Annotated in this window: 15 protein-coding genes; all 15 read right to left on the reverse strand. The window is 43.4% G+C overall.

Going from position 1 to position 13,621, the window contains the following annotated elements; genetic code table 11:
- Nucleotides 1–11: 11 nt before the first annotated feature.
- Complete coding sequence (locus tag LQZ07_RS13595; protein WP_194164194.1) at nt 12–410, reverse strand: hypothetical protein; 399 nt, start codon at nt 408–410, stop codon at nt 12–14.
- A 133-nt stretch (nt 411–543) separates the two neighbouring features.
- Entirely contained in the window at nt 544–1,125 is a 582-nt protein-coding gene (locus LQZ07_RS13600; RefSeq protein ID WP_152784828.1) for a hypothetical protein, read from the reverse strand.
- Between the two features lie 131 nt (nt 1,126–1,256).
- Complete coding sequence (locus LQZ07_RS13605) at nt 1,257–1,934, reverse strand: hypothetical protein (RefSeq protein ID WP_152784827.1); 678 nt, start codon at nt 1,932–1,934, stop codon at nt 1,257–1,259.
- Between the two features lie 370 nt (nt 1,935–2,304).
- Nucleotides 2,305–2,700, reverse strand: a complete 396-nt coding sequence (locus LQZ07_RS13610; protein ID WP_152784825.1) for a GFA family protein — start codon at nt 2,698–2,700, stop codon at nt 2,305–2,307.
- Between the two features lie 55 nt (nt 2,701–2,755).
- On the reverse strand, nt 2,756–2,971 hold the full coding sequence (locus tag LQZ07_RS13615) for a hypothetical protein (RefSeq protein ID WP_152784823.1): 216 nt from the start codon (nt 2,969–2,971) through the stop codon (nt 2,756–2,758).
- A 114-nt stretch (nt 2,972–3,085) separates the two neighbouring features.
- On the reverse strand, nt 3,086–3,343 hold the full coding sequence (gene tatB / locus LQZ07_RS13620) for a Sec-independent protein translocase protein TatB (RefSeq protein WP_152784821.1): 258 nt from the start codon (nt 3,341–3,343) through the stop codon (nt 3,086–3,088).
- 2 nt (nt 3,344–3,345) lie between these two features.
- Nucleotides 3,346–3,555, reverse strand: a complete 210-nt coding sequence (gene tatA / locus LQZ07_RS13625; RefSeq protein WP_152784819.1) for a twin-arginine translocase TatA/TatE family subunit — start codon at nt 3,553–3,555, stop codon at nt 3,346–3,348.
- 65 nt (nt 3,556–3,620) lie between these two features.
- Nucleotides 3,621–5,666 (reverse strand): PhoX family phosphatase, encoded by a 2,046-nt coding sequence (locus LQZ07_RS13630; RefSeq protein WP_152784817.1) that lies wholly within the window; start codon nt 5,664–5,666, stop codon nt 3,621–3,623.
- A 304-nt stretch (nt 5,667–5,970) separates the two neighbouring features.
- Nucleotides 5,971–6,813, reverse strand: coding sequence for a nitrogen fixation protein NifM (gene nifM, locus LQZ07_RS13635; protein ID WP_152784815.1), 843 nt, complete (start codon nt 6,811–6,813; stop codon nt 5,971–5,973).
- A complete protein-coding gene (locus LQZ07_RS13640; protein ID WP_152784813.1) occupies nt 6,803–7,267 on the reverse strand; it encodes a nitrogen fixation protein NifZ in 465 nt (154 codons plus the stop codon). The genes nifM and LQZ07_RS13640 overlap by 11 nt, the downstream gene beginning before the upstream one ends.
- Before the next feature lie 16 nt (nt 7,268–7,283).
- A complete protein-coding gene (locus LQZ07_RS13645; RefSeq protein WP_152784811.1) occupies nt 7,284–7,568 on the reverse strand; it encodes a nitrogenase-stabilizing/protective protein NifW in 285 nt (94 codons plus the stop codon).
- Between the two features lie 24 nt (nt 7,569–7,592).
- Nucleotides 7,593–8,741 (reverse strand): homocitrate synthase, encoded by a 1,149-nt coding sequence (gene nifV, locus LQZ07_RS13650; RefSeq protein ID WP_152784809.1) that lies wholly within the window; start codon nt 8,739–8,741, stop codon nt 7,593–7,595.
- Nucleotides 8,742–8,764: 23 nt separating this feature from the next.
- On the reverse strand, nt 8,765–10,000 hold the full coding sequence (gene nifS, locus LQZ07_RS13655; protein ID WP_152784807.1) for a cysteine desulfurase NifS: 1,236 nt from the start codon (nt 9,998–10,000) through the stop codon (nt 8,765–8,767).
- Nucleotides 10,001–10,011: 11 nt separating this feature from the next.
- On the reverse strand, nt 10,012–10,872 hold the full coding sequence (nifU, locus tag LQZ07_RS13660; protein ID WP_152784805.1) for a Fe-S cluster assembly protein NifU: 861 nt from the start codon (nt 10,870–10,872) through the stop codon (nt 10,012–10,014).
- 451 nt (nt 10,873–11,323) lie between these two features.
- The gene (locus tag LQZ07_RS24625) at nt 11,324–13,339 is read right to left on the reverse strand and encodes an RICIN domain-containing protein (protein WP_194164193.1); all 2,016 of its coding nucleotides are present in this window, start codon (nt 13,337–13,339) and stop codon (nt 11,324–11,326) included.
- Between the last annotated feature and the right edge of the window lie 282 nt (nt 13,340–13,621).

Consider the following 13,621-nt stretch of genomic DNA (forward strand, 5'->3'; position numbering starts at 1 on the left):
AAGTTATATGTCTACTTGCAAATACCTGTCAGGGTTTTATACCCCAAATTAAGGATAAAAGGCTTATTAGTACCTTCATAATATTCCTGAATCCGCAAGTATGAAGAGTTATACGCCCCTTTGACACCTATAACTTCATGTGAAATCCACACAAGCTGGTATGCTTGTTCTTTACTTCCTGCATCAATAACTTGTTTTGTAGGGAATACACTGTTTTCTATTCCTTCGCCCAAAACAACACCAGTTTTTCGTTCAACACTGAACATGGAGCCAACATAAACTTTGTTTTCAAGCTTTAGTGTTCCGGTATCAGTTAAAACAAATTCGCTTTTCACTTCGCAGTGGTATGTAAAAGCTCCTGCCATGACAAAGCATGGAAAACAAAATAAAAGAGCTAAGAATTTTCTCATGACTTTCCTTGACATATAACGCCCAATTAAGGTGTGAAGCACGCTACCGCTACTCTTAATTTGACCACCGTAAACACTGAACTAAACCCAAGCTAAAAGCGCCAAGCGTGCTGAATCACTCATAAATTGATTGTTATGTTCGTTGCTCTTCAAACTCTCGGTACTTCTTCTCTTGAACGGTCGATAGATAAAGTGCTTTTTGGTAAATAGCATTGATCGCATTGTGCATTCGATCATACGCAGAATCACTATCTGGACCAAATGAAGTAAAGCGGTCAGATACTTTGAGAAAATCGTCTATTTTATGCTGTAAACCAGTATGGTCTAGACGATGTGCCAAAAAGTTTCGAATACTGTTTAATTTTATAAAACAATCCCATAGGGCGAGTGTTTCAGTACAGTCTGGGTCTGCGTATGCCTTACCAGCATTGATTAAACTATGGGTATCTTTAAAAACTTCTTTTAAAGCTTTTTGATTTGGAAAATGGTTGTGCACATAAGAGCGAATTTGCTGTTCGATTAATAAATGCCCCTTGAGAACCAGTAGTGTCAGATCACCATTGGAAGGAAGCAAAGTGTAAAATTTATCTAGATTTTCAAAGTACTCGTCTGTGTAAGTTAACAATAAATAGCTAAAATGCTTAATCTTTGCTTCATCGCCTTGGGCTTTCGCTTTTTCTAACTCTTCTTGCCAATGATATCGAGAACTGTTCATTTTTCCTCCTAGAACATAACGCCCTGTAAAGGGGTGAGCAACGCAATACCGAAACCACCGCACACCACCTTAATCACTTAAACCAACGAATAGAAAGTGCCTCGCGTTGCGAATCCTTCTTGAACAGTTTGTTATGCTTCTAACTCAGCGAGCATCTGAGTTTGTTCATAATCACCAGATTTATGTAACAATATTTTAGCTTGATGTTTTTCGAATATTTTAACGGCGTTGGCTCTTTCCTCGCCCTCAATCTCGTTTAACCATTGCTTTAAGTTTATGACATAAATAGATTTATCATCTTTTCCTTTAGTTAAGGTTAAATGATTAAAAGCTTTGCTAACAAAATCATGGCTGATTTCCTCTTCTAATTCTTTGATTAGAAAATAGGTGTCTGCATATAGCGGGTCTTTACCTGCACTAAAATGACCTTCCCACTCTAACCACTCATCTTCTCTACCGAGATGAGAATGTAACTTTCTAGCAAAGTTAGTATTTATGCCCTCAATATATAAATCGAATGCATGGGCATTTTTTAAATGGGCAACTTCATGAGCTAATTGACCTAAAAACATCTTAGAATTGGCACCTAATGTTAAATAAATAGCAAACTCGTTATCTCTTTCTGATATGGACTCGCATAAAGGACTATTTAACGTTCGAGCAATTAATGGGTCTATCGGTTGATGTTTTCTTAAATACACAGCCGTTGGCGTAGTCTTCCCATAAAGTTCATCTAAATATTTTTTGGACACTTCATAGTCATTTCTAACGCTTTCTTCTTCATATTCTTTATATTTTAGATACCACATATGGGCTCCTAATCTAACCTCGGAAGCATAACATTTGTATATTGCGCATGCGCGTTAACCTCATTAGACCAGTGAAAACGCGCATAGTTAATTCTTTGAATTTAATTAAAAAAATGAGAATAGGTTCAATACACTTTTGGGCAAAACGCGCATGCACAGTTAATAAACCTATTATCTAAAATGACACTAAGCTAAGTGTCTGATACTACGCTTGAAATTTTTCTTGCTCAAGTCTAAACGCGCACAGATAAATGTATTGGCAAGTTTCGCGCGAAATGAACAACACTGTACAAACACACAGTTCTGAATTTGTGTTACAGCTTTAAGACAAAGTTGAAGTACACAAGGTAATTGCTTTGAGAGATAAAAACTAAGAAGCTTGTTCTTTAAACTGTGGTACTCCGTCGGCTATCAGTTCCCAACTGGCTTTTGAATCCACATAAATGTGGCGGCTTAGTTTTATGTTTGGGTCTCCGTTTATGCAGCCTAAGGTTACACCATGCACTTCTTTTTGATATACACCTACTAAGGTAGAACCACATTTGCTGCAAAACTGTAAACCAAAACCCTGTTCTCCAATGTATAAAGTAAGCAAATTTTCGCCTCTTAGCCAAGAAAACTCGCCAGGTTTAACTAAGGCATAAGCAGAGGCTTGGGCACTAAAAGCTTTTCGGCATCGGGAACAATGGCAAGAGCGAGCATCGTGTAACTCGCCCTCTATTTGGTATTTAATTGCACCACAAAAGCATTCTCCGTTAATGGCCATGGGCGCTCCTAAATTATCGTAAAGTCACGGTTATTGGCGTGCGCTTACTGCTCGATTAGGCAAACAGCTCAATTAATTTAGCGACTTGCGTTATTGCCAACAAACCACCACACACTATAAGTGTAGTGCCGGTAGACGTGTCGTTACTAGATGCTGAATTACCTGCAGAACTTTTGCGATCTCTTAATACCTTGCCCCACACGACTAAGGCAACAGCACACAAGATAATAGTAAGATGTATGGCTAAGCTAGACAAAACCTCAGTTTCCACTCGGTATCCTTAACAGCAGTTATTGGCTAAAAATTTGAAGCCGCTTTGCTTTGATGAAAACGGCAGCGCCTTAGCTTAATGCCTTAGTCGGATATAGTAAAAGCTTAGCTGAACTTACTTGCCTGTGTCTTTGTTGACCAAAGGCGCAGAGGATATTTTGGTAGGTACTTTAACTTGTTGGTTAAGCGTGTCTTTTACCTCGCCTAACTCTAGTTCTTTCTCAATTTTGGTGGATACCTCTGCCATGCTGGTTTTAGCTTTGTTGTACCATGCGAATCCAGTGCGCAAGGCATTAGGTAGGCGTTGAGGGCCCAATATAACGAGGCCCAAAGCAGCAATAAGCACAATCTCTAAGGAGCCAACATCAAACATGTTTAGCTACCAAGTTGCTTGTTGTTGTCGCCCTGCTCTGCGCTTATTGGGCTACTCACATTTTGTTGCGCATTATCTTCGCTCATCGCTTGTTTAAAACCTTTAATGGTAGAGCCTAAATCCCCACCCAAGCCTCTTAAGCGTTTGGTTCCAAACAACAAGGCTACTATTATGGCGATAATTGCCAGTTGCCACACACTAATTCCAGCCATTTCTTCTTCCTTAAACTATTAATAAAACAGGCCCGTTTGGGCCTGTTATATGTTTCTAGAGTTAATTACACACCTAGCTCGCCACCGTCGGCTTTACGAATAGCCACAACCGATGCGCGAGGACGAAGATCCATGCCTACTGGCGTTTCTTCTGCTGCATTGTTGCTGTAAGGCCAGTTACCAGGATGCTGGATAGACACAAACATGGTGGTGTAATCTGGGCTTATGGTAAAACCGGTAACTTCACAGCCATTAGGGCCAACAAAGAAACGACGTAATTCGCCTTGGTTCTCGCTGTTAATGGTGTCTGCGTTACCGTCTGCGTCTTTAATCGCTGAAGGAACTACCGCTAGCATTTGATCGTTAGTGTAGCTGGTTACTTCATCGGCGCCGTTATCGGTTTGAATCCACAAGATACCGCGATTATCAAAGGCTAAGCCATCTGGGCTAGCAAACTGGTTAAACTCACTTAGGCCAGATAAGTTGGTGGCTTCGTCGCCGTCGGCTGGAGAGCCAAATACAAAGATGTCCCAAGTAAAGTCGGTAGCAGCTTCGCCCTCGTCCCAACGGATAACATGCCCAAACTTGTTGTTTAGGCGTGGGTTAGCAGGGTTAGTACCTGTGGTTTCATCACGGCGCGTATTATTGGTTAGGGTTAAGTAAACAGAACCAGTAATTGGGTCTACCGCACACCACTCTGGGCGGTCCATTTGAGTTGCACCAACCAAGTCTGCTGCACCGGCAGTGTTTAAAATAATAGCCGCTAGAGAGTCAAAGTGATCACCCAGCGTGCCGCCATCGGTGGTAGCCCCATCTAAGGTTAACGGCAACCAATGACCCACACCGTCGGCATCAAATTTAGCCACGTATAAGGTGCCTTCGTCCATGTACTTATTGCCCATGGCTAAACGGTCGCTAGCTTCTGCGTCTGCTGCATCCCAAACTGCAGTAGATACAAACTTGTACATGTATTCAAAACGCGAATCGTGACCAGAATAAAACACAATCGGCTTGCCAACTTCTAAGGTACCAAAGGTACAACCTTCGTGGCGGAATCGACCTAAAGCGGTACGTTTAACTGCGCGCGAATTAGCTGTGTAAGGGTCAATTTCTACAATGTAACCGTGGCCGTTAGCTTCGTTACGGTAGTCGTCCATGGCGCTTGCACCACTTGGTGTTACGTTAAAACGAGAGAACTCGTCTACACGCTCATCAGCGTGACCGGCTAGGGTTTCCCAACCATAACGCGCTGTGCCAGAGGTATCTAAACCAATTCGGTCTTGCTCTGCAGTGGTGGTACCTAAGTTGATGAAGTAACCAGGCCAGTTTTCTTCACACGTTAAGTAAGTGCCCCAAGGCGTGTAACCATTGCCACAGTTGTTTAAGGTACCGCGTGCTTGGCTGCCATCTGGCGAGAACGGTGTAACCAACAAGCTTGAGTTAGCTAATGGACCTGAAATGTCCATAACCGTTGCACCAGTGTAACGGCGGTTTAATGGATCACTTTCTACCATCATCCATTGACCGTCTTCCTGCAACTGAATACGAATAACACTTACACCGTGAGCGGCAATTTCTTTACGTACTTGATCAACGCTGCTGCGAATACCCGCGTCATCTCTGTCGCTGCCATTTTGATGCAAAGCATTTTGGTCGATGTACTCATGGTTTACTGCCAGTAAGCCATCGGTACCAGCGTCATTTAATGGGAAGAAATGTAAGCCATCGTGATGCATTCCCATAGAGTTGTTTTGATCAACGGCATCGTTAGTGCCGTCATCTTTCCAAGCTTCTGCCATAGCATTGATTGGCTGGCCCCATGGCGCAAGTACTTGAGCGGTGTAACCTTCAGGAACACTTACTGCGTCAATTTTTGAACCAGCAATAGAGTTGAAGTTTAAGCTAGCACTTGGAGCGGCAGCACCACCGCCATTAGTAGAGCTAGAAGAATTACAGCCAGCTAAACCAAAAGCACCAAAGGTAGCCATAGCGCTTAGGCCAAGACCACCTTTAAGAATTTTACGACGAGACATGCGAACATCTAATACTTCATCAAAGGTAGGGTTGTTACTTTTATTGAAGCGAGTTGGGTTAAATATTTCCTTGCTCATTTTCTTATATCCTAGTTGAGTACTCTCTTTTGTTGTGCGGATTAAGCTAAATGGCAATTGTTACATTCGAGTTAAGTTTAGATTTCAGTTCTAGTGAATTATGTAAGCATTAGGTGACCAACAAGTAGACAAAAAATGTGTAAACGGGAGACTTATACTACCTCTTAACGAGTAGACCAAGTTAAACAACACAATAGCCAATTACGCGACTGCACAATTAGCATGATTAACTATTGCTGACCAAATGCCTAAATTTTAATATTATTTTGATCAATAACTACGTGAGCATCTTGTCTACACAGGATTAGTTTAAATTTTCACCTTTACAAGCACGGCTTAACCAAACTCTCTGCTGCTGCTTTTGAGCATGTTCATAAAGGGATTGCTTAATTTTGGATTTTGCATCATCAAAACTCACCCGATGCTCCGGGTAATGCTGTTTACACCATAGTAAGTGGTAGCCCATGCCAGTGTAGATTGGTTGACTAAAGCTCTCGCTTGGCATGTTAAACAACACCTCATCTAGTTCGGGTAGCAATTGTTGCCTAGATACTAGCCCTAAATAACCGCCGTTCACTGCTGTTGGACATTCGGAGTGGCGCTCTGCCAGTTTCTCAAAGTTGGCGCTAGTAACTTTATTGGCCAAGCTTTGAATACGGGCTCTAGCCTGCTTTGGCTTATTCTCTTCAAACTGTTCATTAATGGTAAGCAAAATGTGGTGAGCAGCCCGGCGCTCTACTTGTAAAAACTTGTCGGGATGGCGCTGATAAAAAGCTAAGGCCTGCTGCTCTGTAACCTCGGGAATATCTTTGCTTATATAGGCAAGCACCGCTTCACTGCTAAGCTCGCTACGTAGCGCCTCGCGCAAGCCTGGTTCAGAAAGCTGATTGGCTAACAGCGCTTGTTCAAAAGCTGCCTCAGATTCAAAATTTTGCTTAATTAAGGCAATGGCTTTATCTAGTTGAGGTTCATCAACATACACCTTTTCTGCCTCTTTTGCCGCTAGCACCTTTTGTTGAATGCCAATGGTTTTGCTCACTACCCGGTTTAACTCTACTTGCTGCTCTTCACTAAGTTGATCAGTATTTAGATCAAACAACGCGATGCTGGTTTTCATTGTTATATAAGCGTGGCTGCTATCCAACATAGGCAGGCTCCTCTTCTTTTAAAGCTGCAAGTGCTCGCTCGGGTACTTCTACATCTAACTCACCGTATTGAATCCGGTAACAGGGGTCAGTTTTTGGTTTACGGCGTACTGCTAACACATCTACCACGCTGCCTTTTTTGGCAACAACTTCTCCCTGTTGAGACAAACTAAGTGTTAACGCTGCTTTGTCGCCATACTCAAACTGATTAGGTTGCCAAACTAACTCGGCATCTATTAGCTCATGCTCTTTGCAGCCAATGGTTAAGCCTCGATTAATAAACTGCACTTGATAAACAATTTGGTCTTGTAAGTAATATCCCGATTGGCGTACATAGCCAGTAGCGCCGCGGCGCACTAGCAAAGCGCCTTTTTTACAGCCTGGGAAACTACCGTCGTTACGAATATTTTCAACCACTCTTACTTTGCAGCCATATCCAAATTTTGCTGAGTTCATCTGCTATACCTCTTTATTAACAGCCTTCACAAGCGTCGCAACTAGGCACTTGATGTGCCAACACAACACCCTTTTCCAATAAACAATAGGCTTTGCTCACAGCAGCTTGGTATTCGCTATAACTGCTAGAAGCCTGTTTCGCCAATACTTGCTTGAGTAGGCGCATAAATAACACCCGTTTTACCCGAACTAATCCTGCTTGATAGTTAACGCCAAAGTAATTGAGAAAGTCTTCGGCACTGGCAAGCTCGTTGATGCCCGCAAGATCGGCAACTTGACTCTGGGCTTGATTCTCTTGCATCTACGCTCTCCTTAGCCTTAACGCTTAAATACACACGGCGTCTAAGTGCTGATTAATGCTCTGCCGATAAAAGCTCAATAGCTCTTTGGCATTAGGGCTACGTTTGTTAACTTCTGCCCATGCGCTTAAAACCGAACGTAATGCCTGACATTGAGCAAAATTGAGGGCAATGCCTAAATCTTGATAAACCGATTTAATGGCAGCCACACCAGAGTGTTTACCTAATACAACGCTGTGTTTTCGGCCGATAATCTCAGGCGCAAAAGCTTGGTAGTTATTGGGATCTTTAAGCAAGCCATCTACATGGATGCCAGACTCATGAGTAAATACCTGTTTGCCCACTATGCTCTTACTAAGTCCAAGCTTACGGCCAGAGGCCTTGGCAACTAACTCACAAATAGGGTTTAGGGATTTTAGATCTACTGCAGGTATCGCCTTATTACCGGCTAATTGGGTAACATTTAGCGCCATAAGCACTTCTTCTAAAGCGGCATTACCAGCCCTTTCTCCTAAACCAATTACCGTGGTATTCACCGAATCGGCGCCGGCTTTAACTGCAGCTAAGGTGTTCGCTGTTGCCATGCCTAAATCGTTATGCGCATGCATTTCAATTTGTAGGTCGCTGCGCTGCTTAAGGCTGCAAATAAACACTTCTGTAGCAAAAGGGTCTAACAAGCCCAGAGTGTCGGCAAAACGTATCCGCTGCGCACCAAAACCTTGGGCCTTCTCGGCAATAAGATATAATTCGTCTAAACTGGCGCGTGACGCGTCTTCCATGCCTACACAAACTTGTAGGCCAAGCGCTAAAGCCTGTTTAATGCCCCGCTCCAATTGGACAAAAAGCTGAGCAGTAGAAAGCTGCAGCTTAGATTCGCGTTGCTGCTTAGACGCTGGAATAGAGATGTCGATCAAATCTAAACCTAGGCCATTTGCCAGCGAAATATCATGCTGGTGTAAACGGCTCCAGCCCATGGTTTTTGCATGCGTTAGTTCATCGCATATCGCTTTAATCACTTCCCGTTCTGAGTCGCCCATTGCTGGCACGCCAACTTCAAGCTCAGTTATCCCTGCTTGCTCTAAACTGGTGGCAATGGCGAGTTTCTCTTCGCCATTAAAAGCCACCCCAGCGGTTTGCTCGCCATCACGTAAGGTGGTGTCATTGATGATCAGCATAGTAAATCCTTCTGTGGTAACACCTAGGCATAAACCGGACTAAAGCTTTCGCTCGCTGGCTGATTGCTAGTCACATCCCAATACGGCGATAACATGCGAAGCTTTTCAACAATCCCGGGCAGTACTGCAAGCACTTGGTCAACCATGGCTTCGGTAGTAAAGCGAGAAAGAGAGAAACGAATCGCGCCATGCGCCGCGGTATAAGGAATGTCCATTGCCCGCATTACATGGGATGGCTCTAACGAACCTGAAGTACACGCCGAACCGGAGGATGCGGCAATACCGTGTTGATCTAACATCAACAATATCGACTCGCCCTCGACAAATTCAAAAGCAATATTGCTGGTATTAGGTACGCGATGTTTTGGGTCGCCAGTAACAAAGCAATTAGGAACTCGCGCTAACAAGCCCATTTCTAGGCGATCACGCATCAGCTTTATGCGCGCAGAGTCTTGCTCTATCGATTGCATTGCTAGTTCGGCAGCTTTGCCTAAACCTACAATTCCGCTGCTATTCTCAGTGCCAGCTCGACGCCCTCGTTCTTGGTGGCCACCACGCAATAGCGGTCTAAACTTGGCGCCGCGGCGTAAATACAAAGCACCAATGCCCTTTGGCGCATGAAACTTGTGACCAGAAATAGACAATAGATCAATGCCACTATCGGCAACTTGGATAGGCAGCTTGCCAGCCACTTGTACTGCATCGGTATGAAAAACGATACCGTGTTGTTTAGCTAACTCGGCCATGCCTCGAATAGGAAACAAACTACCAGTTTCATTGTTTGCCCACATAAAGCTTGCAACGGCTACGTTTTCACTTAGTGCGGCTTTATAGGCTTCCATATCTAAACGGCCACGCTGATCCACGCCTATCCAATGAATGGTATAGCCTTTGCGCTCAAGCATTTGACACAACTGTAAGGTAGCGGGATGCTCGATAACTGACGTAACAATTTCTTTTCGCTTAGGGTAAGCCTCAACCGCTGAAAGGATGGCGGTTGCACTGGCCTCTGTTGCACAAGAGGTAAAGATCACCTCACTAGCATGGCTTGCGCCAATAAGCTTTTGAACCTGCTCCCTAGCCTGTTCAATCGCCTGACCAACTTGGCTGCCGAAACGATGTATAGAAGAAGGGTTGCCATAAAACTCGCTAAGAAAAGGTAGCATTTCTTGTAACACTGCTTGGTCCACTTGCGTGGTGGCGTTGTTATCTAAATACGCTAGCTCGGTTTCGGTGTTTAAAGAGGTTAAGTTACTCATGCTAGTGCTCCTTACGCTAAGCTAGCTGCGCCAACGGGATAAACGGTGATGGTTTCGCCAAGGGCTTGGCTGATCTTTTGCTCGATCATCGCAAGTGTTCCCGCAGACAAACCGCAGCCAGAACAGGCACCGGTTAAAGATACAAACACCATGTCATCATCTACATCAGATAGCTGAACATCGCCGCCATCGGCTTGCAGTTGCGGGCGAACTTGCTCCAGTGCTTGCTCAATAATTCTTATCCGCGCCACAATGCTGGTAGCAGCCACTGGGCTTGCTTTTGCTATTTCAGGCTCCGCCAGCGGCGCACCTAAGCATTCTTCTAATACCCACTCAATTTTTTCATGGCAGGCAGCACAGGCCCCGCCTGCTTTGGTGTAATTGATAACCTCGTCTAAAGTCTCTAGTTTGTTTTGCTCAACCACCCGCTTGATAAGCGCATCGTCGATGGCAAAACACTTACAAATCAATTCACCTTCTTCGTGTTCTTCCGCTACTTCTTCGCCGCGATATTGAGCAACAGCAGCATGCAAGGCTTCCATTCCCATTACTGAACAATGCATTTTTTCTGGCGGCAAACCATCTAGGTAATCGGCAATGTCTTGATTAGAAATGCTCATTGCTTGGTCGATGGTTCGGCCGATGATCATTTCAGTTAAAGCAGACGAAGAAGCAATAGCGCTGCCACAACCAAAGGTTTGAAAACCAGCATCTTCTATCACGTCACTATCGGGATTCACTTTAAGGCTTAAGCGTAAAGCGTCACCGCAGGAGATTGAACCCACATCGCCAATAGCGTTTGCATGGTCGACAGCTTTAGCATTTTTAGGTGTGAAGAAATGCTGTTTAACTTTTTCTGAATAATTCCACATACGCTACCCCACAATGTTATATAAATTGGTAGTGGCGATAACCCGTTGCTAAAGACACATGCTGCCTAAAACTGAGTGTTGATAAGCCATTGGGAACCTAGAACACAGCGTTTCTTGCTCATTGGCAGCAAACTCATCAACAACGGGTTATCTCCCAACTAAACTGTTGCAAGTGAAGTACCGGATAAGAAAACTTATATAAAGCACTGTATTTATTAGCTTATTTACTTTTTTAACAGCCAAAACCAGTGTGAGTTACATCACATTTAGGTAGCCTTGTAAGATTTGCGACATCACATTGTTGGGTTAAACGACAATTTGTAAACCAGCGTTCCGGTTTCAGGATACAAACAACTCTGGATTCGCTTTGCTTAATGCTAATTAGAAAGAAAAAGAGCTTACCGTTGCCGATAAGCTCTTTTTATTAACGCGTAATAATTACACCTATAGTTTATTCGTCAACGAGCTTCCAAGTGCGGATCCAATCAACCTTCATGGTGTTGTTGTTATCGTTAAGCAAGTCTGTTTTTTGCGGCAAACCACCTACCCAACTTGAGTCTTGGCTCCATAAGTCCCAAATAACAAACTGCTCTAGTGTAAACGGCTGTTGTGTAGTGACTTTATTAACCGGTTCACCATTTAGATAAAACTGTACAGTGTGTTCATCTTTCCACCATGCACCAAATACATGGTAATCATCTGTCCACAATACACCTTGTAAGGTGTTTTCATCTGACAAATCGGTACGGTTGTCTGAGTTGCCATGATTCCTTTCGGTTGAACCATTCTTAGCAATAAAGTACTGAGAGTTCATCTTCCACGGGAAATCTGGCTGACAATTACAGGTAGGAACCGGGTTAATTTCAATAATATCGATTTCGTCTCGATTATTTATATCGCCATTGTTTAACCAAAAAGTACTGTAGGCGGAGATATTGGCCACCTTAATGCGGCTCTCTGTGTACATAGGAAACTTAATTTTGGCAACTGAACGTACCCGTGAAGTTTCGAACCACTGATTAGGGCTATCAGCATTTAAGGTTGCTTGTATCCATAGATTACCATCCGACACACCTGAGTTTTTGTTCAACATGTTTACCGGAGTATTGCCATAGTTCCAGTTGGTTTTTATCCATTTAGCGCCATTCCAAAACTCAAACTCGTCGGACAAGCTTTCTACTTTTTCCCAGCGCTTGCCTAAAGGCGTTGTATTGTTAAACGATACGAAGCTTGGCAAGTTAGCATCAGCGGTATTTACATCTATTACTCCAGGAGAGTTTGGCTCACAACCAGTGTTATCAACGGTAACGCCAGGAGGTGTGTTAGGACATTGATCAACATCATTGCTGACACCGTCATTGTCATCATCAAGTTGCGATTGCGCACAGCCATCTTGATTTACAGGTTGGTTGGCTGGAGTGTTAGGGCATAAATCATTTACGTCGAGTACCCCATCGCCATCGCTATCTAGCAAAGGTGGATCAACCGGGTCTGTAGGCTCGCCTTGCCATTCCAATTTAAACGACGCTAAGTTCCACTGCCAGTCATTGCTACCCAGCGCGTGAATGCGTAACTTTTGCGTGCCGGCCGCTAAAGACACTTCGTTAGCAGCGCTAAGTTCAGTAAAATTGTCCCAGCCATAAGCAGGTACCGACGCTTGAGCGTAAGACACCCAGCTGCCATTTTCTAATACTAAAAGCTCAATCATTACGTTTGACGTAATCGCTGTTCCCACATTAAAAGTAACTAGGTACTTTCCTGCGCGATCAATATCTACGTTGTAGTCTACAAAGTCGCCGCTATTAATATAATTAATCGCTGACTGCCCGGCTACACTGTAGATACTTACTGGGCTTTGCTGATTATCATCAAAACTGCCACCTTGACTTACAAAGTCGGCGGCTTGAACTGTAATAGTGCCACTAGGATCGTTAGCAACATTTTCATCAAAGATAAAACGAAACTCTTGGTTAGGATGGTCGGCTAAGCAGGCCCATTGGTGGAACTCTGAGCCTTTTTCAGTATATGCACCCGCTACGTCGAGGCATTTACCGGTGGCACGATTTTTAAGTTTAAACCAGCCATTATTCATATCTTGCAGCGACCATTGCTGATTAACACTAGCATCTGCACACGTTAGTTGCTGAATACGCGCGCCGTTTGCAGAGTCACTATTCGCAACCTCTAAACACTTTTGGCTTGTTTTGGTTTTAATACTGTAAAAACCCTCGCCGCGCTCAACAAACTCAAGCCGTTGGTTGCTGTTGCTTTGTCCGCAAGTCCATTGGCTAAAACCAGAAAAATTAGCAGTGTTTCCCCCGGTCAAATCAATACACATTCCGCTATGTCGAATCTCAACATTGCGAAAATCTGCATTACTTACTGTAACGGCATGCACAGCATTGCTCGCCGAAAAAGCAAACGCCAAGGCAATGCCTAGCGAAAGATTATTTTTACGAATCATCATATATTCCATTATGTTTTGGCTAATCACATTTAGTTCAAAAACCGAACAGTAGCCTAGAAACAAAACAAATAGAAATAAAAAATTAGCCAATAAAAACAATTAATTAAATTACAAAATCACAATAATTGGTAAGCCATAAATAGTACTTAATAAAGCCATTTATAAAGTGAGGAGTAGATCATTTAAGTAAACATTTTCAAAAATATGTAGACCTAATTTAGCGTGAATAAAGAGGAAGTTTTTAAGTATTACATTAGTAATTATCTAAAAAATAATTTCGCT

The sequence above is a fragment of the Agarivorans sp. B2Z047 genome, from assembly GCF_023373605.1.
In the GTDB taxonomy this organism is placed as follows: Bacteria; Pseudomonadota; Gammaproteobacteria; order Enterobacterales; family Celerinatantimonadaceae; genus Agarivorans; species Agarivorans albus.